At 65.5% G+C, this 25,857-nt stretch carries 27 protein-coding genes; 7 read left to right on the top strand and 20 right to left on the bottom strand.

The window, feature by feature from the left end; translation table 11 throughout:
• Position 1 precedes the first annotated feature (1 nt).
• From epsC to pdxR, 5 genes are all read right to left on the bottom strand, one after another.
• The gene (gene epsC / locus VPH41_RS20315; protein WP_328571324.1) at positions 2-1,003 is read right to left on the bottom strand and encodes a serine O-acetyltransferase EpsC; all 1,002 of its coding nucleotides are present in this window, start codon (positions 1,001-1,003) and stop codon (positions 2-4) included.
• 19 nt (positions 1,004-1,022) lie between these two features.
• Positions 1,023-1,520 carry a rhodanese-like domain-containing protein gene (locus VPH41_RS20320; protein ID WP_328571325.1) on the bottom strand — a complete coding sequence of 166 codons (498 nt, stop codon included), beginning with the start codon at positions 1,518-1,520 and terminating at the stop codon, positions 1,023-1,025.
• A gap of 197 nt (positions 1,521-1,717) precedes the next feature.
• Positions 1,718-3,349: an FAD-dependent 5-carboxymethylaminomethyl-2-thiouridine(34) oxidoreductase MnmC gene (gene mnmC, locus VPH41_RS20325; RefSeq protein WP_328571326.1), complete on the bottom strand. Its 1,632-nt coding sequence runs from the start codon at positions 3,347-3,349 to the stop codon at positions 1,718-1,720.
• Positions 3,349-3,912: a DNA-3-methyladenine glycosylase I gene (locus tag VPH41_RS20330; RefSeq protein ID WP_328571660.1), complete on the bottom strand. Its 564-nt coding sequence runs from the start codon at positions 3,910-3,912 to the stop codon at positions 3,349-3,351. Before VPH41_RS20330 ends, mnmC begins: the two co-directional genes overlap by 1 nt.
• A gap of 40 nt (positions 3,913-3,952) precedes the next feature.
• Positions 3,953-5,449 (bottom strand): MocR-like pyridoxine biosynthesis transcription factor PdxR, encoded by a 1,497-nt coding sequence (gene pdxR / locus VPH41_RS20335; protein ID WP_328571327.1) that lies wholly within the window; start codon positions 5,447-5,449, stop codon positions 3,953-3,955.
• A gap of 103 nt (positions 5,450-5,552) precedes the next feature.
• On the opposite strand from pdxR, the gene VPH41_RS20340 reads away from it, so the two are divergent.
• Together VPH41_RS20340 and VPH41_RS20345 are read left to right on the top strand one after the other, a co-directional pair.
• Positions 5,553-6,014: an OsmC family protein gene (locus tag VPH41_RS20340; RefSeq protein ID WP_328571328.1), complete on the top strand. Its 462-nt coding sequence runs from the start codon at positions 5,553-5,555 to the stop codon at positions 6,012-6,014.
• A complete protein-coding gene (locus VPH41_RS20345) occupies positions 6,015-6,662 on the top strand; it encodes an FMN-binding negative transcriptional regulator (RefSeq protein ID WP_328571329.1) in 648 nt (215 codons plus the stop codon).
• Here the strand turns inward: VPH41_RS20345 and VPH41_RS20350 are convergent.
• From VPH41_RS20350 to VPH41_RS20365, 4 genes are all read right to left on the bottom strand, one after another.
• A complete protein-coding gene (locus VPH41_RS20350; RefSeq protein WP_287774395.1) occupies positions 6,646-7,599 on the bottom strand; it encodes an AEC family transporter in 954 nt (317 codons plus the stop codon). The two genes, VPH41_RS20345 and VPH41_RS20350, sit on opposite strands and share 17 nt — an antisense overlap.
• A gap of 99 nt (positions 7,600-7,698) precedes the next feature.
• Positions 7,699-8,136, bottom strand: coding sequence for a CHRD domain-containing protein (locus VPH41_RS20355; RefSeq protein ID WP_328571330.1), 438 nt, complete (start codon positions 8,134-8,136; stop codon positions 7,699-7,701).
• Between the two features lie 175 nt (positions 8,137-8,311).
• Positions 8,312-8,869 carry a winged helix-turn-helix transcriptional regulator gene (locus VPH41_RS20360; RefSeq protein WP_071326735.1) on the bottom strand — a complete coding sequence of 186 codons (558 nt, stop codon included), beginning with the start codon at positions 8,867-8,869 and terminating at the stop codon, positions 8,312-8,314.
• Between the two features lie 88 nt (positions 8,870-8,957).
• A complete protein-coding gene (locus VPH41_RS20365) occupies positions 8,958-9,122 on the bottom strand; it encodes a hypothetical protein (RefSeq protein ID WP_328571331.1) in 165 nt (54 codons plus the stop codon).
• A 1-nt stretch (position 9,123) separates the two neighbouring features.
• Here VPH41_RS20365 and VPH41_RS20370 point away from each other — a divergent pair, with 1 nt between their 5' ends.
• Positions 9,124-9,360 (top strand): hypothetical protein, encoded by a 237-nt coding sequence (locus VPH41_RS20370; protein ID WP_152283432.1) that lies wholly within the window; start codon positions 9,124-9,126, stop codon positions 9,358-9,360.
• Here VPH41_RS20370 and VPH41_RS20375 read toward each other — a convergent pair.
• From VPH41_RS20375 to VPH41_RS20390, 4 genes are all read right to left on the bottom strand, one after another.
• On the bottom strand, positions 9,357-10,358 hold the full coding sequence (locus VPH41_RS20375; protein ID WP_328571332.1) for a Csu type fimbrial protein: 1,002 nt from the start codon (positions 10,356-10,358) through the stop codon (positions 9,357-9,359). The two genes, VPH41_RS20370 and VPH41_RS20375, sit on opposite strands and share 4 nt — an antisense overlap.
• Positions 10,358-12,715 (bottom strand): fimbria/pilus outer membrane usher protein, encoded by a 2,358-nt coding sequence (locus tag VPH41_RS20380; RefSeq protein ID WP_328571333.1) that lies wholly within the window; start codon positions 12,713-12,715, stop codon positions 10,358-10,360. Before VPH41_RS20380 ends, VPH41_RS20375 begins: the two co-directional genes overlap by 1 nt.
• Positions 12,716-12,790: 75 nt before the next feature.
• Positions 12,791-13,528, bottom strand: coding sequence for a fimbrial biogenesis chaperone (locus tag VPH41_RS20385; protein WP_152283429.1), 738 nt, complete (start codon positions 13,526-13,528; stop codon positions 12,791-12,793).
• A gap of 11 nt (positions 13,529-13,539) precedes the next feature.
• Positions 13,540-14,034, bottom strand: coding sequence for a Csu type fimbrial protein (locus tag VPH41_RS20390; protein ID WP_152283450.1), 495 nt, complete (start codon positions 14,032-14,034; stop codon positions 13,540-13,542).
• A 378-nt stretch (positions 14,035-14,412) separates the two neighbouring features.
• Between VPH41_RS20390 and VPH41_RS20395 the strand changes: the two genes are divergently transcribed.
• The gene (locus VPH41_RS20395; RefSeq protein WP_152283428.1) at positions 14,413-15,219 is read left to right on the top strand and encodes a response regulator transcription factor; all 807 of its coding nucleotides are present in this window, start codon (positions 14,413-14,415) and stop codon (positions 15,217-15,219) included.
• 19 nt (positions 15,220-15,238) lie between these two features.
• Here VPH41_RS20395 and VPH41_RS20400 read toward each other — a convergent pair whose 3' ends face one another.
• Positions 15,239-17,797 carry a TonB-dependent receptor gene (locus VPH41_RS20400; protein ID WP_328571334.1) on the bottom strand — a complete coding sequence of 853 codons (2,559 nt, stop codon included), beginning with the start codon at positions 17,795-17,797 and terminating at the stop codon, positions 15,239-15,241.
• Between the two features lie 333 nt (positions 17,798-18,130).
• Positions 18,131-18,733 carry a nicotinamide riboside transporter PnuC gene (gene pnuC, locus VPH41_RS20405; protein WP_328571335.1) on the bottom strand — a complete coding sequence of 201 codons (603 nt, stop codon included), beginning with the start codon at positions 18,731-18,733 and terminating at the stop codon, positions 18,131-18,133.
• Positions 18,734-18,962: 229 nt separating this feature from the next.
• Here pnuC and VPH41_RS20410 point away from each other — a divergent pair, with 229 nt between their 5' ends.
• Positions 18,963-19,718: a substrate-binding periplasmic protein gene (locus tag VPH41_RS20410; protein ID WP_328571336.1), complete on the top strand. Its 756-nt coding sequence runs from the start codon at positions 18,963-18,965 to the stop codon at positions 19,716-19,718.
• A 6-nt stretch (positions 19,719-19,724) separates the two neighbouring features.
• On the opposite strand, the gene VPH41_RS20415 is transcribed toward VPH41_RS20410, so the two are convergent.
• Together VPH41_RS20415 and VPH41_RS20420 are read right to left on the bottom strand one after the other, a co-directional pair.
• Positions 19,725-20,426: an isochorismatase family protein gene (locus VPH41_RS20415; RefSeq protein WP_328571337.1), complete on the bottom strand. Its 702-nt coding sequence runs from the start codon at positions 20,424-20,426 to the stop codon at positions 19,725-19,727.
• Positions 20,427-20,483: 57 nt separating this feature from the next.
• The gene (locus VPH41_RS20420) at positions 20,484-21,350 is read right to left on the bottom strand and encodes a pirin family protein (RefSeq protein WP_328571338.1); all 867 of its coding nucleotides are present in this window, start codon (positions 21,348-21,350) and stop codon (positions 20,484-20,486) included.
• A gap of 119 nt (positions 21,351-21,469) precedes the next feature.
• On the opposite strand from VPH41_RS20420, the gene VPH41_RS20425 reads away from it, so the two are divergent.
• Positions 21,470-22,375, top strand: coding sequence for a LysR family transcriptional regulator (locus tag VPH41_RS20425; RefSeq protein WP_152283423.1), 906 nt, complete (start codon positions 21,470-21,472; stop codon positions 22,373-22,375).
• A gap of 46 nt (positions 22,376-22,421) precedes the next feature.
• The gene (locus VPH41_RS20430) at positions 22,422-23,237 is read left to right on the top strand and encodes a metallophosphoesterase family protein (protein ID WP_328571339.1); all 816 of its coding nucleotides are present in this window, start codon (positions 22,422-22,424) and stop codon (positions 23,235-23,237) included.
• Here VPH41_RS20430 and VPH41_RS20435 read toward each other — a convergent pair.
• From VPH41_RS20435 to bla, 3 genes are all read right to left on the bottom strand, one after another.
• Complete coding sequence (locus VPH41_RS20435; protein ID WP_328571340.1) at positions 23,221-23,394, bottom strand: hypothetical protein; 174 nt, start codon at positions 23,392-23,394, stop codon at positions 23,221-23,223. The two genes, VPH41_RS20430 and VPH41_RS20435, sit on opposite strands and share 17 nt — an antisense overlap.
• 11 nt (positions 23,395-23,405) lie before the next feature.
• Positions 23,406-24,614: an RtcB family protein gene (locus VPH41_RS20440; RefSeq protein WP_328571341.1), complete on the bottom strand. Its 1,209-nt coding sequence runs from the start codon at positions 24,612-24,614 to the stop codon at positions 23,406-23,408.
• 276 nt (positions 24,615-24,890) lie between these two features.
• Positions 24,891-25,838: a subclass B3 metallo-beta-lactamase gene (bla, locus tag VPH41_RS20445; RefSeq protein ID WP_328571342.1), complete on the bottom strand. Its 948-nt coding sequence runs from the start codon at positions 25,836-25,838 to the stop codon at positions 24,891-24,893.
• Between the last annotated feature and the right edge of the window lie 19 nt (positions 25,839-25,857).

Genomic DNA, 25,857 nt, shown 5'->3' on the forward strand with positions numbered 1-25,857 from the left:
CTCATGGGTGATGGGCAAAGGCGGAATGCGGTGCAACGGCAGCGGCGAGGGCGGGCAGTTCGGCCGCCTCCTGCTGGCTGTGCGCTTGCGTGACATGGCTGCCTGGCGCCACGCTGCGGGTCAGCCAGACATTGCCGCCGATGACGGAGCCCTGGCCGATGGTCACCCGTCCCAGGATCGTCGCGCCCGCATAGATGACCACGTCGTCCTGCACGATGGGATGGCGCGCCAGTCCCTTTTTCAGCACGCCGTCGGCACCGGCGGGAAAGCGCTTGGCGCCCAAGGTGACGGCCTGATAAATGCGCACCCGTTCGCCGATGATGGCCGTCTCGCCGATCACCACGCCCGTGCCATGGTCGATGAAAAAGCTGCTGCCGATGATGGCGCCCGGGTGGATGTCGATGCCCGTCTGCGAATGGGCCACTTCGGCGATGATGCGCGCCACCAGCGGCGCACCCAGCGCATACAAGGCATGCGCCAGGCGGTAATGGATGATGGCCAGGATGCCCGGATAGCACAGCAGCACTTCATCGACGCTGTGCGCGGCCGGGTCGCCATGGAAGGCGGCCGCCACGTCCGTGTCGAGCTGGGCGCGGATGCGCGGCAGCGCGCGGGCGAAACGCTGCACGATGGCCAGCGCCTGCTGCTCGATGGAGACCGTCTGCTGCAAGCCGTGCTGGCGCGCGTGATAACTGAGTTCGCGCCGCACCTGTTCGTGCAAGCCCGTCAGGGTCGTGTCGAGCGTGTGGCCGACAAAGAAATCCTCGCTCTCCTGCTGCAGGTCGAGGGGCCCCAGGCGCATGGGGAACAGGGCCGCGCACAGGGCGCTCACGATATCGCGCAAATGCTGGCGCGACGGGAATTCGCGCGCGCCGCACTCCTGGCTGCTGGCCAGCCCTGCGCGCCACTGCTCGCGCACGGCGCGCAATTCATCGACGATCTGGCGCAATTCCCATTGCGGCTGCGCGGCAAGGGAGGCAGGGGGAGTGGCTCGCTGGTTCATGGTGGTCCTGAAGGGAGATTTAATCTTGCAGCCAAGGCAAACTGTGCCAGCGCCAGCCGCCGCTGTGGCCGCGCTGCTGCTGTTCGTCGAGGTCGCCCTCGAAGCCTTGTGCGATATTGAACACGTGCGTAAAACCGGCCTTGGCCGCCGCTTCGGCCGCCAAGGCCGAGCGCTTGCCGCTGCGGCACAGCAGCACCACGACGGCCTCCTTGCCGCCCGCCCTGGCTTCCAGTTCGCGCGTAAAGCGGGGATTGCGGTTCATGGACGTGCCGGTGGCCCAGGCCACGTGCAGCGAGGCGGGCACGTAGCCGACGAACGTGCGCTCCTCGTTCGTGCGCACGTCGACCAGCACGGCTTTGCCGGCCTGCACCAGCTGCCACGCATCCTGCGCGCTGACGATGCCCGCATACGGCAAGCCCTGCGCCTGCGCCTGGGCGCGCGCATGCTTGAGCACTTCCTCGAACGCCCCTTCGCCATGCGCGGCGCGGGGATCGAACACCAGTTCTGCAGCAGCCATCTTTCCACCTCTTCATTCCGTCGTCAAAAACAAGCACAAGCTCACTGTAGCGAACTTATGTTGTTCGGAAAACAAATTAAAAAGAGTTTGGAAAGCTGAAAAACGTATATGGGATCAGTTCCTTCGGAATCGGAATATGCCCCATTGGGGAATATTCCCCCTGAGGGTCCGACCCCGGAACTCGCTTCCGGGTGTAGTCAGGAAGCCCGCCGGCGCTCGCGCAGCAGAAAGCGCGCAGGATCGAGCGCCTCCGCCAGCTGGCGCTCCAGCGGCAGCGGCTCGCCCTCGAGCTGGCAAGCCAGCAGTTCGGCCGCCAGCGGCGCCCAGATCAGGCCGCGCGACGCGTAGCCGAGCAAGCCAAACAGGCCGGGCCAGCGGGGCACGTCGCGCAGGCGCTCGCAGCGGCCCGGCACGCCGGGATCGGGCAAGGCGCCCGCCAGCGGCAGGCGGTCCGGCGCCACGCAGCGAAAACCCGTGCGTCCGGCCAGCGGCGCATCGAACACGGGAATGTCGAGGATATCGGCGATCTTGCGGATATTTTCGTGCTGGCTGGCCGCGCGCACCGTGGCATCCGCCTCGGCGTCGTAGGTGGCGCCGACGCAGACAACGCCCTCATGCGCCGGCGTCATGTAGGCTTCGCGGCAGGCGACAAACGGCAGCGACGGCAGGCTGCCTGCGGCCAGGTGCGTGACCTGGCCGCGCACGGCGTCCAGCGGCAGGCCCGCCGCCTGCGCGAAATCGACCGCCCCCGTGCCGGCCGCCAGGATGACGGTGGGCGCCGCTGCGATCAGGCCGCCTTCGGCATCGCGCACCAGCCATTCCTCGTCGCCGCGTTCCAGGCGCAGGGCGCTGCTGGAAAAGCGCCGCGTGAGCAAGGCGCCGCAGGCGTCCAGCATGGCCGCGCAGACGGAAGACGGGCGCGCCCAGCCGCCCTGTTCGAACCACCAGGCGCCATCGGGTGCCGGCGCGGCCAGCATGGCGCTCGCCTCGGGCGCGTCCAGCCAGCGGGCGTACTGGCGCGGATACAGGCCACTGGCGGCGATCTGCCGCTGCACCTGCGCATGCGCGCCGTCGCGCGCCAGTTGCAGCACGCCGCATTGCGCGCCGTCGAAGGCGGCGCCGATGCCGCCCAGGTCTTTCCAGTAGCGCAGCGAGTACAGGTAGGCGGCGCGCACCAGGCGCGTGGCGATATTGTCGTCCTTCGACAACTGCGGCATGAAGATGCCCGCCAGGTTGCCAGACGCTTCGCTGGCCGGCTGCGCGTGGCGCTCGACCAGGGTCACTTTCCAGCCCCGCGCGGCCAGCCGTTCGCAGGCAGCCGCGCCGGCCACGCCCGCGCCGATGACGATAGCGCGCCGCTCGGGCGCCACGACAGCCACGTGCTCGCCCCGCCGCGCATAAAACACGGCGCGCAAACGGCTCTCGTCGAAGACAAAACCGTTCTTTTGCAGCGCCGCGCGCTGCGCCTCGTCGAGATGCACGGCCTGCAGGCGGGCGCCGTCCACCAGCAGTCGCGCCAGCAGCGGCACGGCGGCCGGCACCCACGCCAGCAGCACTTCATCGATGCGCGCCGCTACCTGCGCCAGGCAAGCCTCCGGCTCGCCGATCAGCACGTCGAGGGTCAGCAAGCCATCGCGCGAAACCATGCGGTGCAGGCCCGGCACGCAGGGCGGCCATTGCAGGCGCCATTCCTCGGGCAGGTGGCTGGCGTCGACGGGACGCGGCGCCAGCGCGATGTAATGCAGGCGGCGCCCGCCATGCGCGGCACAGGCGGCGCGCAGGCGCGCACCGTCAAAATCCGTGTCGAGCAGGACCAGCGCGCGGCGCATCAACGCCCCGCGCGGCAAAAACAGGCAGGCGCATGGTCGTCGACCATGCCGATGCCCTGCATGTAGGCGTAGACGATGGTCGAACCGACAAACTTGAAGCCCCGCTTGAGCAAGTCTTTCGACAATTTGTCGGACAAGTCCGTCCTGGCGGGACGCTCGCCGGGCTGCCAGCTGTTGACGATGGGCTGGCCATCGACATACGCCCACAGGAAGCCGTCCAGGGTCTGGCCTTCCGCGCGCAGGCGCAGATAGGCTTGCGCATTCGTGATGGCCGCCGCCACCTTCAGGCGGTTGCGCACGATGCCGGGGTCCGCCAGCAGCTGCGCCACCTTGTCCGGGCCATACGCGGCGATTTTTTCCGCATCCCAGCCGTCGAAGGCCGCACGGTAGGTATCGCGCTTGTTGAGGATGGTTTCCCAGCTCAGGCCCGCCTGCGCGCCTTCCAGGTTCAGCATCTCGAACAGCCGGCGCTCGTCGTGGCAGGGCACGCCCCACTCCGTGTCGTGATACGCAAGGTAGCGGGGATTGGCCGGATTGGCCCAGGAGCAGCGGATCGTAGTCATGGTCATGGTGTCTTCGTGTGCAGGCAAGTGTCAGTATAGTTTATCGGCCGCGCAGGATGCGCCCCAGTTCCAGCAGGCCGTGCGCCATCTCGGCAGGGGGAATCGCCGCAAAGCCCAGCAGCAGCCCTGGCGGCGTGGCGCAGGCGGCGCCGGCGTCGGGGTCCGCATAGTGGCCCAGCGGACGCAGTTCGATGCCCCGTTCCAGTCCCGCGCGCGACACCGCTTCTTCGTCGTGCCCGCCGCGAAAATACGCGCACAGTTCCAGGCCGCTGTCGGCCGGACCGCACATGAGCTGGTCGTCCAGTTCGCGCGCCATGCCGCGCACCAGCAGGTCGCGCCGTTCCGCATTGCTGTCGCGCGTGCGGCGGATGTGGCGGCCAAAGTGGCCTTCGGCGATGAAGTCGGCCAGCGCCATCTGCGGCACGATGGCCGTGTGCCGGTCCATCACGGCCTTGGCCTGCACCAGCGCCTCGGCCAGCGCGGGCGGCGCCACCATGTAGCCCAGGCGCAGCCCGGGAAACAGCACCTTCGACAGGGTGCCCACGTACACCACGCAGCCGGCCCGGTCCAGGCTTTGCAGCGAGGCGAGCGGCGCGCCCGTGTAGCGGTATTCGCTGTCGTAATCGTCTTCCACCACCCACGCCTTGTGCTGCGCGGCCCAGGCCAGCAGGGCCAGGCGACGGGGCAAACTCATGCTCGCGCCCAGCGGCATCTGGTGCGACGGCGTCACGTAGGCCAGCTTGGCCTGCGGACAGTGCGCCACGCCATACGCCACATCCAGCCCCTGCGCATCGACGGGGACGGGAAACACGCGCGCACCGGCCGCGCGCAGCGGGCCGCTGGCGCCACGGTAGCCGGGCGACTCCATCCAGGCCGCGTCGCCGGGCGCCAGCAGGATGGTCGACAGCAAAAACAGCGCCTGCTGCGACCCCGAGGTGATGACGATCTGCTGCGGCGAGCACTGGACCCCGCGCGAGGCCTTCAGGTACACGCACAGCAGTTCGCGCAGCGGCAGGTAGCCGGCCGGATCGCTGTAGCCGAACTGATGGTCGGGGCGGCGCCAGCGCCGCGCTTCCAGGCGGTTCCACACGTCGAACGGAAAATGGTCGATGCGCGGCATGCCGACGCGAAAAGCGCGCAGCGGGCCACGGTGTATCGCCACCTGGCGCATGGCCGCCACCACGCCCTGCCCGCGCGCCGACAGGGGCCGCAGCAGGCCGGGCGCGTCCATCTTGCCGGCCGGCGCGGCCATGGACACGGGCAGCGGAACATCGCGGCTGACAAAGGTGCCGCGCCCCACGGCGCCATCGAGATAGCCTTCCGCCACCAGCAGCGCATACGCATTGAGCACCGTCTGGCGCGACACGGCCAGCAGGCGGCAAAAGTCGCGCGTGGGCGGCAGCTGCATGCCGGGACTCATGCGGCCATCGAGGATGGCGGCCTTGATGGCCGCATACAGCTGGCGAAACAGGGGCTCGGTGGCGCCGCGCCGCAGCGGCAAGGTGGCGATGATCTGGTTCAGGTGCGTGGCGGGCATGGAGATCCTCAAATTGGCAGCTTCAAGATAGCACTTATTGGCTGTTTTAAATAGCCAAGACTGGCGCTAAGATGGCGTATCCCCCTACTCCCGTGGAGCATCCATGCATCAGTTTTTCGCCACCGTGGCCTGGCAGCGCGACGGCCAGGATTTCGCCGGCCAGCGCTACAGCCGCGGCCATGAATGGCAGTTCGACGGCGGCCTGACGGTCCCCGCCTCGTCCTCTCCCCTGTCCGTGCCGCTGCCCATGTCGGTGGCGGAAAACGTCGATCCGGAAGAAGCGCTGGTGGCCGCCACGTCGAGCTGCCACATGCTGTTCTTCCTGTCGCTGGCAGCGCAGCGCGGCTACGTCATCGACGGCTACCGCGACGATGCCGTCGGCGAACTGGGAAAAAACAGCGCGGGCCGCCTGGCCATGACGCGCATCGTGCTGCGCCCCCGCATCGCCTTTGCAGGAACGCCGCCCACGCCCGAGGCCTTGGCGGCACTGCACCACGACGCGCATGCACGCTGCTACATCGCCAATTCGCTAACGGCCGAGGTGGTGGTGGAAGGAGCGGCCTAGATGTACACGCCCGCCAGCTTCCGCGAAGAGCGCCTCGACGTGCTGCATGGCCTGATCCGGGCGCATCCGCTGGGAGCACTCGTGCGCCATGGCGACGAGGGCTTGTGCGCCGACCACCTGCCGTTCGAGATCGCCGCGCCCACGCCCGAGGCCCCGTTCGGCATCCTGCGCGCCCACGTGGCGCGCGCCAACCCGCTGTGGCGCAACGCCGGCGGCGACTGCATGGTGATCTTCCAGGGGCCGCACGCCTACATCACGCCCGCCTGGTATGCGGAAAAGCAGCGCAGCGGCAAGGAAGTCCCCACCTTCAACTACGCAGTCGTGCATGCCCACGGTCGCCTGCGCGCCATCGATGACGCGGCGTGGCTGCTGGGATTGGTGGAACGGCTGACGGCGCGCCACGAGGCAGCTCAAGCCGCGCCGTGGCAAGTGGGCGACGCGCCGGCCGGCTATATCGACAAGCTGTTAAAGGCCATCGTCGGCATCGAAATCCCCCTCGCGCGCCTGGAGGGGAAATGGAAGCTGGGGCAGAACCGCAGCATGCACGACCAGGCCAGCATGGCGCACGGCCTGGCGCAGGACGCGGAGCCGGGAGCGGCGCAGGCCCTGGGCGCGCTGATCGCCGCCAACGTCAAGCCAGCCAGCTGACGGCCGCCGAAAACGTCAGGAACGACAGCGCCGTCGACACCAGAATGATGCGGGCGATGCGCGCCGTATTTGCGCCGAAACGCTCCGATAGCAGCGCGACATTGCTGGCGCTGGGCAGGCACGCCACCAGCACCATGCAGGTGAGCGCGAACGGATCGAGCGGCGCGCCCAGCGCGATGGCCGCATGGCCGGCGCCCCACACCAGCAGCGGATGCAGCAGCAGTTTTTTCAGCGCCACCGGTACGTACTCTTTCATCGGCGCCGGGTCGGCCGTGCTCATCTGCGAACGGGCCAGCACGGCGCCGATGGTAAACAGGGCCACCGGCGAGGCGGCATCGGCCAGCAGGCCCACCGTCTGCATCAACGGCTTGGGCAAGGCCAGTTCCAGCCACGACGACAAGGCGCCCAGCACGATGGCCCACGGCATGGGATTGCCCGCCATGCCCTTCAAGGCATTCATGACGGCCGCGCGGCTGCCGTGCGCGCCGCCGCTGCCGATGCGCGACAGGGCGATGCACAGCGAACTGGTGATGAGCATGTCGACCACGATGGTGACGATGACGGGGCCCGAGGAACGGGGGCCGAGCAAGGTCAATAGCAGGGGCACGCCCATGAAACCCGTGTTCGGGAACGCCGCCACCAGCGCGCCGAAGGCGGCATTGTTCCAGTCGATGCGGTGGCTCAGGGTCATGGCCGTGGTGACGCCCACCATGATCAGGGCGCACAGCAGATAGACGCCGAACACGCTGGCGTCGAGCAGCTGGGCGATGGGCGTGGCGGCGCCGAAGCGGTACAGCATGCACGGCAGCGCGAAGTACAGCACAAAACTGTTCAAGCCGCCGATGGCGGCCAGCGGCAGCAAGGTGCGCCGCACGGCCAGGTAGCCGCACAGCACCAGCGCGAAGAAGGGAAAGGTGATGGCAAGGATGGTCAGCATGGAGCGCCATTGTAGCGCGCCCCCGTGCGGCATCCGCTGGCGCAAAAAAAGGCCGCTCGCGCGGCCCAAGGAGGTTTTCGGAAAAACGCGGGCGACCCGCTAGGGCTTGAGCTGGGCGCGGATCTCGCCGGCCGGGTAGGCGGCGCTATGCACGTTCACGTACAGGTTGCCGGCCTGGTAGCTCGCATACTGGGGCGGCGTGAGCATGGTGCCGGCCGGCACGGCAAACATGCCGGCGCCGGTCTGCACCAGGGGCACGATGACGGGGCCGTTGGCGCCGACGGGCGCTTCATGGATGTGCGCGACGGTGGCCACCATGCCCGTGTAGCGCACGCCGCCGCTGACGCTGCGGTCGTGGGCGACGCGGATATTGCTGCTGCCGCTGGCCGTGCTGGTATTGGCCGGCACTTCCTGCCCGCCCGTCAAGGTGACGTCATGGCCGCCCGGCTGGTGCGGACCATGGGAACAGGCGCCCAGCAGGGTTGCCAGCGCCAGCACGGTGGCGGCGCGGCGCGCGTGTTGTTGCAATGTGCTCATCGCAGTACTCCTTCAACGGACATCGGCTCACGGATGGCGCCATACCCCGCACAGCCGGGCCTACGCCGCACTTGCACTACCTGGTGCGAGAGTACTCCCAGGCCGCGCCGCCCGCTTTGCTTTTCGCCAAACTTGCCGCGCGTGCCGGCCCATTCCCGGCAACATCGCGCAGCGATCAAGCCAGATGCCCTTCCGCCACCCAGCCCCGGTTGGCGGCGGGCGCCTTCGGCTTGGGTGCGATGCCGCTGCTTTTTTCCGCGTCGAGGATGATGCTGCGCATGCTATCGCTGGCGGCCGGTCCTGGCGCGAACGCATAGTACTCGTCATTGATGGGCAGGCCCGTCATGGCGTCGACCAGCACCGGATCGGCGGCCAGGCCCGTGTCGCGGCTGGCGATGACGAGGCTGGCGCCTTCGGGCGCGAAGTTCTCATTACCCCAGGCAATAAACGCCAGCAGGACAGGCTTGAAGGCGCGCCCGGACTTGGTCAGCACATAGTCGTAGCGGGGCGGCTTGGCGCAATACAGGCGACGCGTCATCAAGCCCCCTTCGACCAGGTCCGCCAGGCGGCGCGTCAGGATGGTGGGCGCAATCTTGAGGCTTTTTTCAAATTCGTCGAAACGCGTCTTGCCGTAAAACGCTTCGCGCAGGATGAGGATGCTCCACCATTCGCCCACCTTGCCCAGGCTGCGTGCGATCGGGCAGGGCAAATTATTAAAGTTGGTATGTTTCATGACCATCTCCTCACGTTGATTCAACACAACAATCGAAAAAGTATTTCAGTTGCAATACGGAAACTTAGTTACTATCATCTTGAAAGCTTCATTCACCCCATGATGGCGGCGTGAAAATACGCACAAACTCACACTTTTCTTGTTCCAGTACAATCATGGCTCGTTCTGTTCCCCTCAACCCGGTACGAAAAATGGTGTCAGCCTTGCCATGCGGCGTCGCTGACCACGCCCGTTTTTCGCCAGATGCATCCAAGATGACTCCTTTGAAGCTTGCCGTACTGCCAGCCCTGTTTGCCCTTGCCGTTTGCCAGACCACCACCGCCGGTACCGTCTCCTCCGCATCGTTCCAGGCCACCCTCGTCATCCACGAGGTCTGCACCGTCAGCACGCAGCGCGCGCCGGCGCAGGTACACTGCCGCCACAACACGCCCTACCAGCTGCACCAGCAAGCCGCGCCGTCAGGCGGCGGCCTCATCACCGTCACGTTCTAAAAATAAATCGTCGCCGTCACCGTATCCTTGTAATCGCCGGGCGACGGCGCACTCTGCGCCGGCACCAGTCCATACACCGTCACCGGCACGCTGGAGCCCGTGCCCGTGCCCGTCACCATGCTCGTGCCCGCCGTGCCATCACCCCATGGCGCGCCATCGAGGGTGGCCGACAGCAGGTAGCTGACCTTGTCCGTCGTGACGGTATTTTTCATTTGGCGATTCGCCACATTGCCCGCCACGCTGCCGCCGTTGAGGGCGATCTGGTATGCGTTGCTGTTCACGCAACGCACGGACAAGGTACTGGTGCTGCGCAAATTGCCCGTCAAAATCGACGCGTTCGCAAACGCCATCGGCGTGGCCGTGATCGTGCAATCGTTGATGGCCGTGGCGTTCACCGTAAAGCCGAAGCTGCCGCTGTTGACCGTGCAGCCAAACAGGTTGATCAAGCCATACGTGGTGTAGGTATAGGTGCCCAGGCCCGCAAAGCTGGACGTATAGACCGTGTTGGCATTGGCCACCGTCGGCACGGCGGCCAGCGCGGCGCCGGCAGGAATCTTCGCGTACACGGTAAAGTTCATCGAGTAGGTGCCGGGCGGGGCCAGCAGGCCGGCCGACAAAATCATGCCGAAGGTCGATGGCGCCCCCGTGACGCCGGCGCCGCCCCAGATCTTCGCCGGCGCATAGCTGCCGTCCACATACACGTTGTATTCCATGCGGTTACTGCCATTGCCCAGCTTGCGCGGCAGGGCCGAGGTGGAATTCGTGCCCAGTCCCAGCGAAATGCACACTTGCGCATTTGGCGTGAGCAATTGCCCCAGGTTCAGCGAAGAAAACACGCAGCTGAAGGTACCCGTTGCCTGCGCCACGTAATCGGTGCCGGAAATGGGACTGATGTTGCCGAAGTCGATATTGGTCATGCTGACGGAACAGGTGTCGGCCCGCGCCGCGCCGCTGGCGCATCCCAGCAGCATGATCAGCCACAGCAGCAGGCGGCGCATTATCGGCCTCCCGCGGCGACGGCAACGCAAGTGAGCGGTCCCAGCATGGGCAAGCTCCCCGTGGCGGGACGCACGTACGCAAAATGCACGGCGCACAGGCTGTCGCTGTCGCCGATGCGCAATTCGTTTTCCCCGCTCAGGTCATCGACAAACGTCAGGCCGTCGAAGCCCACCACCGTGCGCTTGCCGCTTTGCACATGCAACACGGGCAAGCCCGTGGCCAGCGGCTTGCCATCGGCGCCGTGCACGACGATGGTGGCGGCGCTGTAGCGCTCGACGGGAAATGCGGCCAGCACGCCGGACAGATTGCTGGGCACCACATTGATATTCGTCACGGGCACTCTTGCATCGACATCGAGTCCGTCCGTGCCGATGCTGATCTGATTATTGCCATACGGATTCAAATTCGGCACCAGCAGATAGCCGCTGCGGCCCGTCACGCCGATCTGCCGGTTTTCATGCAGCACGGGCACGTCCGCCACGCCGCCCGTCGAGACCAGCGCAAAGCCATTGCCCACCTGGCGCGCGGCGGCCACGTGGCCATCCATCAGCACGAGGGCCCCGGCGGCGCCCAGCGAACCGGCATTGCTCATGGCATTCGTCTGCACGCGCGCCGTCACGCGGCCGACGTTGCCCAGGTAATCGACCTGCCCCTGGCGGTAGGCGGAGCCGCCCGACGTGCCCGATTGCACGGCCCAGCCGAAGCCGCCGCCGAAATCGGCGCTCTGCTGGGCAGAGAAGCTGCGGCTGTTCAAGTCATTTTGCCGGCTGGTATTGGCGCTGAGGGCGACGTTATTGTCGAACGCCATGCTCAGGCCCACATAAAATCCCCGTTTTTCCCGCTGCCGCAAATCCTGGAACGCGCTGGTATTGATGAAGACGCCCTTGAACACGGTGGCCGAATAGCCGACGGTGGCAATCTTCGAGGCGGGCAAGCCGGGCGCGCGGTAGCCGATATAGCTGAAATTGACGCTTTGCCCCGCCGGCAGGGCCAGGTTCAGCGAAACGCGGTCGGCGGCGCGCGCCACGGGACTGCCGTCGCGCGAGGCCAGGTCGCCGTAGCGGGCGCTGGCGCGCACGCTTTGCAGGTCGATGCTGTAACGGGGGCCCAGGTACTGGTAACCGGCGCTCGCTTGCACGCCGCGGTAGCGGCCCGCACTGGCGGACAGCGCGCCATTGATGACGCCAGCCTGTCCCAGGCGCAGCAAGGCGCCGGCTCCACCGTTGAGCACGCCGGAGGCCAGTTCGCCATGGCCTTCCACGGTCAAACTGTCGCTCACGCCGTAGCGGCCCGTGGCGCTGGCCACGGGTTTTTTCTCATAGGAAAACACGCGCTGGCCATAGTCGCGCCGCATGGCGCCCACTTCGATGGAGTAATCGGTCAGCCCCATGGCCAGCAGGCGCGTGTCGACATACAGCGGCAAGGTCATCGCCACGCTGCGGCCCAGCGCGTCGCGGGTGATGACGGTCGCCTGCCCCGCCCCATTGATGCCGGCCACCTGGTTCAGCACGAAGGGGCCGCTGGGCACGCTGGCCGAATATTGTTGCACGCCATTGATATACAGGCTCAACGACGACGGCACGACGGCCGAACCATCGACCGAAGCCACGGGAAAGGTCAGCAGGTCCGGGCGCAGCTGGAAATTCTTGCGCCATTGCACGCCGCCGATGCGCACGGCGCGGCTCCACGCGAGGGAGCCCGATATGACGTCGCCCAGTTGCCAGGATTCCAGGGTATCGGGATCGGAATGATTCCAGAAAGTATCGAAACGCATGTAGCGGCGCTGGCCGGCGCCCAGGTTCAGCGTGCCAGTATTGCTGAACACGCCGCTGTGGTTGAAATAGCGAAAATCATTGAATAGCGCCGTGCGGTGCGTCTGGCCCAGTTCGGCATAAGCTTCGTAGTTGAGCACGGCGCCTGGCGTAACCTGCGCGGGCGGCGTGCGGCCGACGGAGCGGGCGCTGACCATGAACGGCGCGCGCAAGGTGTCGGCCACGCGCAGCGACAGGCTCTGGCGCGCCGCATCGTAATCGTAGCTGAGCCCCGGAATCGCGTCGAGCGCCACCTCGGTCTGGCCCGGCGCGACGAAGCGCGCCGGGTCCAGCCCAAGCTGTTGCAAATTCTCCACGCTGCTGAACAAGCCTTTACCCTGCTGGGTAAAGCGCAAGATCAGTCCCGTTGCTTCTGCATTCAAAATAACCTCCAGATACAGTTCATTCGGTACCGCCTGATCGCGCGGCAAGCTGGCGGGACCGGGGTCCGCCCCCGACACGGCGCCCGTTGCGGCGCCCGCCATCGTCACCTCCGCCGTGCCGTCCGCCCTGCCCACGCATGGCATGCTGGCCAGTAACAGCATCGAGCACGCCTGCCAAGTGAGCGACCATTTCATGGTGTGACCCGGTTCAGCAGGCGCGTGCCCTGCCGGCAATGTTCAGAGTGGTGTCGAATTTCGGGCAACGATCGCCTTTGCATTGACGGTGACGGAAATCGCCAGCGGCCCTTCCAGCGCGGCGTCCCTGGCGACGGGCAGGCGCCATTCGCGCATGCGCCCCGCCAGCACATAACCAAACAATCCCTTGCTGACGGCAAATTCCTTGCCGGCCTGGTTGGCCAGCACCATGCTGCCGATCTGCGCATGAAAATTCCCGCTATTCTTGATGCGCATCATCCATTCGCCTTCCTTGCGAAAGACTTGCCAGTCCAGCGTTTCCTTGCCCGGGCCGCCGCTGGGCAGCACGAACACGGGCACCGAATAGCGCAGCCGGATATCGACGCCGCTGCGCGCCGGGTCGTCATCGCGCCCCACCTCGTCGATCAGCACGCGATACGTGCGCTCCTGCGCCGACGGAGCGGCCTGGGTGCGCACGAGGCGGATGGTTTGCCGGCTGTTGGCGGCGATTTCCACGATGGGCGGACTGGCGACCAGCTCCTGCGTCGGCGCCAGCGCTTCCTCGCCATTTGCCTGGTCCCACACGAACACGCGCACCTGGCCAAACAGGGGCGCTTCGCCCAGGTTTTGCAAGGTGATGCCGGCGGCAGTCTGCTCGGCCCGCATGGTGAGCGTCACCGGCGAGATCTGCAGGTTGGCGGCGCTGGCCGCGCCCGGCCACGGCGCGCTGCAAAGCACAGCCAGCAGCGGCCAGGAGAGAAAGGCGCGGCGCAACGTCATGGGCGCTCCGCTTAAAAGTAGACGGTCGCGGTAATGGTCGATTTGTAGGTATCGGGCATGGGCGTGCTTTGCGGCGGCACATTGCCGTACACGGTGATGGGCTGGGCCGTGCCGTTGCCCGTGCCGCCATGCGTATCCGTGCCCTGGGTATTGCCCCAGACGGTGGCGCCGGCAGCCTGGAACAGGTTGAACTGCACCGTGGCCGTGTTGCCGCCCGTGCCGCTCAGATAGCGCGTCGTGCCCACGGAACCTGCTCCCGTGCCCGCATTCAGGCCCACGTTGTACAGCGTGGTATTGGTGCACGTGACGTTCAGCGTCGTATTGACGTTCACGGCAGTAGCCAGTACACCCTGAGTTTGACCGAAGTCGAGTGGCAGGGCCGAAATCACGCAGTTGGCGATGATTTTCAAGGTGACGTCGAACGTCGTCGTATTGGTGCCATTCGAATACACGGCAGCATTGCTGACGCCAGGTACACTGACAGCGATCGCAGCGGCAACGGCCATTGCGGCGAGAGGGGAAAATTTAACGCGTAACATAAAGCCTCCGGATGATGGAACATCATGAACGGGCCCTTGCAGCAAGGGCACTGAGGATAGTCACGGAATTGCCGGCGTTTTCTAGGGCACGCAAACCAGGACAACACATACATCGCTAAGGAGTCGAACCGCTTGGGACATCCACTTGCTTGCCTCGATTGCAAACCATATTTTTTTGCAACCGACATTGCTTTTAATCAATGTACGACTGGATTATTAGCGATCTAAAAAATCGCCGCTTCTTCTGGCGGAGAAACATCTTTTGAAACACGAGAAAAGCAGAAAAAAAAGAAAAAGCAGGGCATAATAAACCACAACTTGCTTTTTGGTTAAGTCATCCATGCCATGCCATTGACCAGTGAAACCATCAAAAAGAACATCTTGATCGTGGACGATTCCGCGTTCGAGCAGCGCATGCTGATGGAACTGCTCAGCGAGCAGCCCTACCGTTTCAGCATCGCGTTCAACGGCTACCAGGGCTACCAGCTGGCGCTGGCCACGCATCCCGACCTGATCCTGCTCGACGTGCGCATGCCCGAGATGGATGGCTACACGGCCTGCCGCTTGCTCAAGGCGAACCCCGAAACGGAACAGATCCCCGTGATCTTTCTCAGCGGCGCCGATGCGGCCAAGGAGCGCATCATGGGCTTGCAGGTGGGCGGCGTCGACTACATTTCCAAGCCGTTCACGCCGGAAGAACTGGCCGTGCGCATCCATATCCACCTGGGTTTGATGCGTAAAAGCAACAGTGACTTACCGGCAACGACACCGATCAGCGACAAGCTGCAGCATCCCGACCAGGTGTTCGTCAATGCCGTCAAGCAACTCATTCTCGACAACCTGGGCAGCCTGCCCAACCTGTCCGAAATCGCCCGCAGCGTGGGCACCTACCGCGAAAAGCTGACCCTGATGTTCCGCGAGCAGACGGGCATGACCGTGTTTGCCTTCATCCGCGAAGCGCGCATCGCGCGCGGCGTGGAATTGCTGCAGCAGACGGACATCGACGTGCAGGATATCGCCCTGCTGATCGGCTTTCACAACGCGGGCAACTTCGCCACCGCCTTTCGCGAACGCATGGGCGTCACGCCCAGCGCCTACCGCCAGCGCCTGCAGGAGCAGACGGGACAGCGGCAGGCGGCGGGCGGACGCTAACCGTGCCTGTGCGGCGCGCTCAGAACTTGTAGTTCAGCTTGAGGGACGCAAAGCGGCCACGGGGATCGGCCTGCGTATAGTCGAAGCCCGACGCCGAGTAATCCCACGGCGCGCGCTTGTTGGCCAGGTTCTGCACGATGAAGGTGACGTTCGCTGCGGGCGTCACCTGCCAGCTGGTGGTCACGTCGAACGTACTGAAGGCGGCTACCGATTCATCGAGGTGCGTGTTCTGCGCATAGCTGCCCACGTAATTCCAGGTCAGGGTCGACGACCATTTGCCCTGCTCCCAGGTGGCCGAGGTGACGCCGCGCCATTTCGGGATGGAACCGAAGTAATTGGTGCCGGCGCCATCGGTGAGCGGCGCGCCGTCGGACAGCGGCTCGGCAAAGCGCAGCACGCGGCTCAGCTGGCCGGCCAGGGTCAGCTTGCCCCAGTCCTTGTCGACGAAGCGCTGGCGCAGGTCCAGGTCGATGCCGGACACTTCACGCTGGCCCTGGTTGCGGTACTGGCGGTACAGGGTGGTGATGCGGCCATCGGCATCGCGCGTGATCTTTTGCGGCGCCGACGCTTCGTTGGCGATGGTGGTCGTGGCGCTTTCCGTGCCGATCACGCCATCCTGCTTGATGCGGTAGTAATCGAGGCCGATGCTCGAGCTGCTGGTGGGCGAGACCACCACGCCCAGGTTCAGGTTGTTCGAACGCTCGGGACGCAGCGCCGTATTGGCGATGGTGATGGCCGTCACGCCACGCGTCTGCGTGGGCGTGATCGGGTCGCGCGGATCAAGCACGCTGACATAGCTGACGGCCGTGCTTTGCGTGATTTCCGGCAAGGATGGCGCGCGGAAGCCGCGCGACACGGTGCCGCGCACCAGCAGCCACGGCGCCGCCTGGTAGCGGGCGCTGGCTTTCGGCGAAAACGCATTGCCGAAATCGCTGTAATGGTCGGCGCGGCCGGCCAGGTTGACGGACAGGTCTTTGACGACGGGCACGTTAAATTCGGCAAACAGGGCCGACACGCTGCGCGAACCGTTGATGATGTTGATGGCCGGGCGCAGCTCCGTGCCCGACAGCACGGCCGTCGAGGTTTGCGAATCCATCTTTTCGCGGCGCCACTGGGCACCGGCGGCAAAGCCCAGCGGACCGGCCGGCAATTGCCACAGGTCTTTCGCGGCCGAAAAGTCGACGGTATCGAGCGTCGACTCGGCCGGACGCAGGGTGGACAGGCGCAGGCGGTTGCGCACGGCTTCGCTGTTTTGCGACTGGTCGAAGAAATTGTAGCTGCCGTCGGCCAGCACCTTCTGGAATTCATAGCGGTTGACGAAGTTCTGCACCGTTTCTTCCAGCTTGCTGCTGGAGTGGCCCACGGCCGCATCCCAGTCCCAGCCCGCCAGGGTGCCTTTGAGGCCCGCCAGCGCGCGGTAGAACGTGACCCGGTCCTGCTTCAGGCGCGGCCCCAGGTCGAACAGGGTGGCCGTGAACGGCAGGGGCGTCGCGCCCGGATTGTTCGGATGGCCCACGGGCAGCACCACGGGGATGGTGTCGAGCGCCTGCGTGGCATTGTTCCACACGCGCGTGGCGTTGTTCACCGTCAGCGGCGCGCTGAACGTCTGGTCGGCACGCGAATAGCTGTGCAGCAGATCGACATACGCTTCCGTATCCGCGTTCAGCTTGAAGGTGGCGCGCGCGGCCGTATGCACGCGCTGGATGCCGGGGATCAGGGTCTTATACGGCGACGGATTGTAGGCCAGCACTTGTCCCGTCTTGCCGGACGTGATGTCGCCATAATTGACCAGTTGCAATGGTCCCCGCACGCCGCCCAGGGTCTTGGTGGGATCGGTGCCCGCGTAGTTGGTGATGGCCCAGCCCAGGCTGCCCCGCTGCTGGTTGCGGAAATCCGCATCGCGCATCCACGCCACGTCGCTCTGCTGCAGCTTGTCGCGCTGCTGCGCGTCGATCGAGAAGACCAGGCTGTAGCCGTCTTCCTCGAGCTTGCCGAAGCCCGTCTGCAGGGCCGCGCTCTTTTCGTGCTGGCCCGTGCCTTCCGTCGAGCCGCCCCACTGCGCCGTGACGTCCGTGCCCGTGAATTCCTTGTACAGGATGATGTTGACCACGCCGGCCACGGCGTCGGAACCGTAGACGGACGAAGCGCCATCCTTGAGCACCTCGATGCGCTGCACGGCCGCCATCGGCAGGCTGTTCAGGTCGACAAAGGTTTCCTGCAGGTTTTGCGCCGTGGCATAGCTGGCCACGCGCTTGCCATTGACGAGGATCAGGGTATTTTTCTGGCCGATGCCGCGCAGCGACAAGCCCGAGGTGCCGGCCGAAAAGCTGCCCGTGTATTGTTCGTTGTAGCTGTTGCCGCTGTTGGCGGAGATGGCGCGCAGCACGTCCGAGACGCTGGTCTTGCCGCTGGCTTTCAATTCCTTGGCGGTGATGACCTGCACGGCGCTGGCGCCCTCCTTTTCGCTGACGCGGATATTCGAACCGGTGACGTTGACGCGCACCATGTCCTCCTGGGCATGGACGAAGGCGGGAAAGGCGGCGGCGATGGCAAGACTGATGGCGAGTGGTTTGAACATGGTTTCCTCTTATTGGGATTGCAGCCTTTTTCCGATAAAAAAGGCCGAGCAGGGGCACGCGGACCGGGTGGGCCAGCGGGCAAACGGCAACGAAACGGGTGGGAGTGACTTACGGGATGCGTGGACGGCCACGCATCGGCATCCACTGCGCCATGCATTGCATGGTCAGCTGATGACGAGTGGCGTAAAAACTGGCAGAAGGGGTAGAACGCAACATAAAAGACACCGGTAAGCGGGGAAAGGCCACTATATCGCGGCGCCTTTATGGCGTGAACGAATTAAAAATTGAATGTATATACGATTTGGATCTAAGCACTTGTCGTTTGACAACATTCAGGCATCGGCGGTGGCCGCGGACGGGCCAGCGGGCGCCTGCGCTGCGCGGCGCGCCTGTACGCCCCACCAGTACCAGGAAATCAGGGCATTGACCCAGTAAGCCGCATACAGCACGGCCGTCAGGTGCAGGCCGCGGCTGTAGTAGAGCGGCACGGCCACGGTGTTGACCAGCAGCCAGAAACCCCAGGTTTCGATGCGCCGGCTCATCAGCAAGAATTGCGCGATGATGCTAAATACCAACACTGCCGAATCGATGAAGGGCGCGTAGGCATTCGTGAAGCGGTGCAGCAGCATGCCGTAGATCACCACGGAAGCGATGCCGGCCGGCACCACCCAGGCCAGGCTGCGCCAGCCCGTGCGCGTGATCGGCAGCGGTTTGCCGCCGGCGCCGCGCCGCCATTGCAGCCAGCCGATGACGCAGGTGACGATGAAAAACAGTTGCAGCATCACGTCCGCGTACAGGTTGACCTGGAAAAACAGGACGGCAAACAGCACGCAGCCGACAATGCCGATCCACCAGGAATGAATATTGTTGCGTCCGGCCAGAATGATGGAGGCAGTCATCAGTACATTGGCGGCGATCTCGAGCGGGGCAGTCAAGCGGTCTTCCTTTGCGGGGCAGTGGTGGCACCGCGTCACTATAGCCGATTACACTGCACGGTGTTCGCCATGCCCGAGGCGAAAACGACGGGAGCGGGAGGGAAAAAACGCGCAAAAATCCAGGAAATGCGCTTCGGAGGGGCCTTCAGCCGCCGCAGCCCTTGACTTCCGTGGCCATTCTGGCAAATTGAATATCAAGTTGAAACTCTAGGGAAGTCTCCGTATGCGCATGCGCCATCTCCTGTTTGCGGCAGTGCTGGGCATATCTGCCCTGCCCGCCGTGGCCTGCCGCATGACGATGGCGCTGGAGCAATGGCCGCCGTATGTCTACCGCGATGCCCAGGGCCGCTATACGGGCCTGGACCTGGAGTTGCTGCAAGCCATTTTCAAGGAAGCCCGGTGCACCTTGGTCACCTTGCCGGAACTGCCCACCGCGCGGCGCCAGCTGCTGTTTCAGAAAGGGGGACTGGACCTGATGCTGGCCGCGTCCGAGACGCCGGAACGCCAGTCCTATGCCCGCTTTTCCATCTCGTACCGCGACGAAGCCGTGGGGCTGTTCAGCAAGGCAGGCGCGCCTGGCAGTCAACGCCAGATCGCCAGCTTCGCGCAGCTCGCGGGCGGCAAGTCGACCTTGCTGGCGCCCAAGGTGGGCTGGTACGGCGCGCAATACGCGGCGGCCCGGCCGGTGCTGGAAAAGGCCGGCCGCCTGAATGCGTTCGGCAGCTTCCAGCAAGGCGTGCGCATGCTCGATGCGGGCCGCGCCGACCTGCTGCTGGGCGACGTGCTGGCCGTGCGCCACGAAGCGCGCCAGCAGGGCGTGGCGCTGGCCGCCCTGCCCTTCCTCGCGCTGCGCGCACCCGTGCACCTGATGCTCAATGCACGCAATACCAGCGCCGCCGACCTGGCGCGCCTGAACGCCGCCATCACGCGCCTGGAGCAGCGCGGCACGTTGCCGGCGATCCGCGCCCGCTATGAAGCGCCGTAGCGGCGCTCAGCTCCCGCCAGCCGCTTCCAGGATCTCCAGCCGGGTTTCCCGGCCATTTTTTTGCACGCCCTGCGCCTTGTCGTAGCTTTCGATCAGCGCGCGGTACGGCGGCACGATATGGTCGGTCATGATGGCGGCAAACGCCATCGCGTCGGCGCGGTTCCAGGTGCTCATCACTTCGGCCAGCACGGCATACGTATCGATCGGCACGGCGCCCGCCTGCGTCACGCGCGCCATGGTGATGTCGGTGGCCATCTTCGACCAGTTGCCCGAGGCGTCGATGATGGCAAACACCTTGTAGCCGGCCGCCAGCGCGCTGATGGTGGGAAAAGCCATGCACACGCTGGTGAGCGTGCCGGCGATCAGCAGCGTCTTGCGGCCCGTCTTTTCGATGGCCTCGACCCAGGCCGGATTGTCCCAGGCATTGATCTGGCCCGTGCGCGGGATATAGACGGCTTCCGGATTGAAATGGTGGATTTCCGGGATCAGGGGACCGTTCGGGCCATCAGGCACGGAAGCGGTGGTGAAAGTCGGCATGTTGGCCAGGCGCGACAGCTTGGCCAGCGCCGTGACGTGGCCGCGCAGCACGTGCTGTTCGATGTCGCGCACCAGCTGGAACAAGCCGCTCTGGTGGTCGATCAGCAGCATGACGGCATCGTCGGGGTCTATCATCGGTGGCAAGCCTTGGAAGTTGGCGGGGGTGCTCATGGTGGTCTCCTGGAAAACCATGCCGCGGGATGCGGCATGGGTACTGCACAAAGTGACTTACTTCTCGATGCGGGCGAAGCGGCCGCTGTTGAAATCCTCGAACGCCTGCACGATTTCCGCCTCGGTATTCATGACGAACGGGCCGTGGCCGACGATGGGTTCGTCGATCGGCTCGCCGCTCAGCAGCAGTACCACGGCGTCGTTGTTCGCCTCGATGGTGATGCTGTCGCCATCGCGCTCGAACAAGGCCATCTGCGCTTCGCGCACCACGCTCTCGCCGTTGACCAGCACCGTGCCGTGCAGGACGATCAGCGCCGTGCTCCAGCCTTTGTTCACGGGCAGTTCCGTCAGCTTGCCCTGGGCCAGGCGCATGTCCCACACCTGCATCGGCGAGAACGTGCGGGCCGGGCCATGCCGGCCACCGAAGTCGCCGGCGATCACGCGCACCGCGCCGGCGCCATCGGGCAGCGCCACGCTGGGAATGGTGCCGCTGGTGATGGCCTGGTAGCCGGGCGCCGTCATCTTGTTTTTGGCCGGCAGGTTGACCCACAGCTGCACCATTTCCAGGGTGCCGCCCGACTGCGTGAAGGCGGGCGAGTGAAACTCTTCGTGCAGGATGCCGGCGCCGGCCGTCATCCATTGCACGTCGCCGGGACCGATCACGCCGCCCTGGCCCGTCGAATCGCGGTGCGCCACTTCGCCCTTGTAGACGATGGTCACCGTTTCAAAGCCCCGGTGCGGGTGCGAGCCGACGCCGGGCGGACGGGTGCCGGGGGCAAACTCGGCGGGGCCTGCATAGTCGAGCAGCAGGAAAGGGCTCAGCTGCTTGCCATGGCCGTTGTACGAAAACATCGAGCGCACGGGAAAACCGTCGCCGACCCAGTGCTGGCGCGGTGCGCTGTAGATACCGGTAATTTTGTTCATCTCGCTCTCCTGTTCGGGTGTGCATTACGATGGAGACAGAATACGCTTGCAACGATAAGCGCGGTAGACGGTAAAATTCGCCATCAGCGTTCCAAAAATAGAACGATCAAGGAGGCGGCATGCAGGATCTGAACGACTTGTATTACTTTGTGCAGGTGGTCGACCATGGCGGCTTCGCTCCGGCCGGACGCGCGCTGGGCATGCCGAAATCAAGGCTGAGCCGGCGCATCGCGCTGCTGGAAGAGCGGCTGGGCGTGCGCCTGCTGCAGCGCACGACGCGCCACTTTTCCGTCACCGACGTGGGGCAGTCGTTTTACGAGCATTGCAAGGCCATGCTGGTGGAAGCGGAAGCGGCGCAGGAAGCGATCGAACTGACGCGCGCGGCGCCGCGCGGCACGGTGCGCCTGTCCTGTCCCATCGCCCTGCTGCACACGCTGGTCGGTCCCATGCTGGCCCGCTTCATGCGCGACCATCCGCAAGTGACCTTGCTGCTGGAAGCGACCAACCGCCGCGTCGACCTGGTGGCCGAAGGCATCGACGTGGCCATCCGCGTGCGCCCGCCGCCGCTGCCCGACAGCGACCTGGTGCTGCGCGTGCTGGCCGAGCGCAGCCAGTGCATGGTGGGCAGCCCGCTGCTGTTCGCCGGCGCGCCCGCGCCGAAGGCGCCGGCCGACCTGGCCGACTGGCCCAGCCTGGCCCTGGGCACGCCGCAACAGCACTATCAGTGGGATTTGCACGGCCCGGACGGCGCGCGCGCCCAGCTGCGCCACGTGCCGCGCTTCGTCACGGGCGACATGCTGACCTTGCGCGACGCGGCCGTGGCCGGCGTGGGCGTGGTGCAGCTGCCAACCATGATGATAGGCGAGCAGATCGCCGATGGCAGCCTGCTGCCGCTGATGGAGCAATGGCGGCCGCAGCGCGAAATCATCCATGCCGTGTTTCCTTCGCGGCGCGGCCTGCTGCCGGCCGTGCGCGCGCTGATCGACTACCTGGCGCACGGCTTCGCCGCGCTGGAGGAAGAGTGAGGGTTTTCAGGTACGATGGCAGCCTCTCCCATCGCCTGGACGCCGCATGCGTTTATTGATTCTGTCGGACCTGCACCATGAGCTATGGCGCGACGAAGCGCCGCAAGGGGACCTTGCGCTCAGTTGTCCCGACGTCGTAATCCTGGCCGGCGACATCGACACGGGCGCCCGCGCCGTCGCCTGGGCCGCCAGCGCGTTTGCGGGACTGCCCGTGCTGTACGTGCACGGCAACCACGAAGGCTATGGCCACCACCTGGACAAGGTGCGCCAGGAGCTGCGCACCGCCTGCGCGGCCACGCCGAACGTGCGTTTTCTCGATGCGACTGCTCACGTCATGGAAGACCCGGCGGGCAACAAGGTGCGCTTCCTGGGCGCCACCCTGTGGACGGATTTCCGCCTGCTGGGCGACGACACGCGGCAAGCGGCCATGCGCGACGCGGAAGCCGTCATGAACGACTACAAGCGCATCCGCCTGGCCAACATGGGCTTTCGCAAGCTGCGCGCGGCCGACACGGCCATGTTCCACGCACAGCAAAAGGCGTGGCTGGCGCGCGAACTGGCGCAGCCCTTCGATGGGCGCACCGTGGTCGTCAGCCACATGGCGCCGTCGCTGCAATCGGTGGACGACGCGTATGGCAGCGAAGCGTGTTCGCCCGCCTACGCTTCGCGCCTGGACGAGCTGGCCGCGCAGGCCGACCTGTGGGTGCATGGCCACATCCACGCCTCGCGCGACTACCGGATCGGCCCGTGCCGCGTGGTCAGCAACCCGTGCGGCTACAAGACGCGCAGCGGCGCGCCGCAAAATCCCCAGTTCGACCCGAACTACATCGTCGAGCTGCCGGCCCTTAATCGTCAGGCTTGAGACGGCCCGCCAGCCATTGTTGCAGGCGGTGCTTGCCGGCCCGGCGCGCCGCGCGCGGCGACGCCTCCGACTGGTGCGCGCCGGCGCCGCCGCGCAATCTGGCGACCGCCACCAGCGGGTTGCGCGGCTTGGGCGTGGCTTTCAGTTTGATTTTCATCTTGTCTCCTTTCAGCCCTTGATGCAGACGACCTGGCGCAGGGTATGCACCACTTCCACCAGGTCGCTCTGGTGCGCCATGACGGCGTCGATATTCTTATAGGCGGCCGGGATTTCGTCGACCACGCCGCCATCCTTGCGGCATTCGATGCCGGCCGTCTGCTCGGCCAGGTCAAAGCGGTTGAAGCGGCGCTTCGCCTCGCTGCGGCTCATGCTGCGCCCCGCCCCGTGCGAACAGGAACAGAACGAGTCCGGGTTGCCCTTGCCGCGCACGATGAAGCTGCGCGCGCCCATGCTGCCGGGGATGATGCCCAGCTCGCCCTGCCGCGCCGAAATGGCGCCCTTGCGCGTCACATACAAATCCGCATTGCCATGCGTTTCGCGCGCGATGTAGTTGTGGTGGCAGTTGATCGCCTCGCCATCGAGCTGGAACGGCGGCGCAAATTTCGCCAGTACATCGAGCACGCGGCGCATCATTTCGCTGCGGTTGAGCAGCGCATAGTCCTGCGCCCAGTCCACCGCTTCCACGTAGTCGTCGAACACCGTGGAACCTTCGCTCAGGTACGCCAGATCCGCATCGGGCAACTGCAGCTGGTGACGCCGCATGTCCTTCTGCGCGGCGGCGATGAAATAGCGGCCGATGGCATTGCCGATGCCGCGCGACCCCGAATGCAGCATGACCCACACGCGCTGTTCCTCGTCGAGGCAGATTTCAATGAAGTGGTTGCCGCCGCCCAGGGTGCCCGCCTGGCAGATCCACGTGCGTTCGAACTGGCGCAGCATCTTGGCGATGCCGCGGTGCCGGTCGACGATGCGCTCCAGGCGGCCGCTGAGAGGACGCGCGGCGCGCGCATGGCGCGAGCCCTGCACGCGGCTCCAGTCGTGCTGCTCGAAACCGACGGGCACGTCCGCCTCGATGGCGCTGCGCAGGCGCGCCAGGTTGTCGGGCAGCTGGCTGGCCGTCAGCGTCGTACGCACGGCGTTCATGCCGCAACCGATGTCGACGCCCACGGCGGCTGGGATGATGGCGCCGCGCGTGGGAATCACGCTGCCGACGGTGGCGCCGATGCCGGCATGCACGTCGGGCATGGCCGCCACATGCGGATGGACGATGGGCAGGCTGGCGATATTGTGCAGTTGGCGCAGCGCCTGCGCATCGATATCGTCGGTAAAAATATGCACGGGCACGTGGGCGCCGCGCAATGTCTGGTGGATGGGCATAACGTATTCCTTGGTCTTGTCGTTATGCCGGGGCCCCGATGAAACAAAAAACCCCGGCGAGTTTCCTCACCGGGGTTTTGAAGGACACCGGCTCGGGATCGGCAATGTGCCGATGGCCCCGAGCGTCATGCGCGGGGCTAGTGGTAGTACTTGCTGCCAGCCTGCTCGAACATGGGTATCCTTTCTTTTGTCTGGTTAATCTGAACTGCGGACAGTGATTCTGCACCGTATGCTGCAGTGCGTCAACCGCTTTTCATGGTGCATGCGCCAACGTTGTTATTTTGTCGCAGCCGCTTCTTTTTCTTTGGCGATGCGCGCATCGAGCTTCGCCTCATTCCTGGCAGCGTAGTTGCTACACGCCTGCGTATCGATGAAGGGATTCGGCGTGACGCCTTCCAGCAGTTGCGTGAGTTTCAGGTCGCCGCCGGAGTGGTCCGGATGGGCCGAGATCAGGATGTCGCACGGCAGTTTGGCGAAGTCCTGCATGACGCGGCGAAAGGCCGGCGTCAGGTCCCCATGGCGTTCATCGCCCAGGTAATGAAAATCGTCGGCCGCCACTGGCGTGAGGCTGGCGCCGAACACCACGTTCAGGCAGTCTTCGCGCTGTGCATCTTCGCACGAGACCCAGGTCCAGCTGGTGCTGCCCGGCGTATGGCCGGGCGTGTAGCGCGCCGTGATGGTCACGCCGCCCAGCTGCAGGGTTTCGCCATCGGCGATCTCGCGCACGTTTTCCACGGCCGGCATGGGATCGATTTCGCCCGCTTGCGGGTCCAGGGCGAGCACCGAGCCCGCGCGCAGCGCCTGCGCGCCCAGAGGGCTGGCCACCACTTGCGCGCCGCTGTCGCGGGCCAGGGCGGCGATGCCGCCCGAATGGTCGAAATGCGCTTCCGTATTCAGGATGAATTTGATGTCTTCCAGGCGAAAGCCCAGCTCGAGGATATGCTCCTTGATGGCGGCCACCGATTGCGGCAACGCGCCATCGATCAGGATCAAGCCTTCGCGCGTGTCGATCAGCACCACGCTCAAGCCGCCCACGCCCACGTAATACGTGTCGCCGTGGATGCGCGCCGGCTGCTGCGGGCGGTTCCACTGCGCCGCGTAGGGCGAGGCGATCGGCTGCGTCAGGGGATCGACGGCGGGCGTGGCGGCGGGCGCCGTCAACGGCAGCGCCATGGCGGCCAGCGCGGCGCTCAGCAAGGTCGTGGAAAAGAAGAAAGGCGGCATGCGGCTCCAGGAGTGTATG

Source organism: Janthinobacterium sp. P210006, from assembly GCF_036231885.1.
In the GTDB taxonomy this organism is placed as follows: domain Bacteria; phylum Pseudomonadota; class Gammaproteobacteria; order Burkholderiales; family Burkholderiaceae_D; genus Janthinobacterium; species Janthinobacterium violaceinigrum.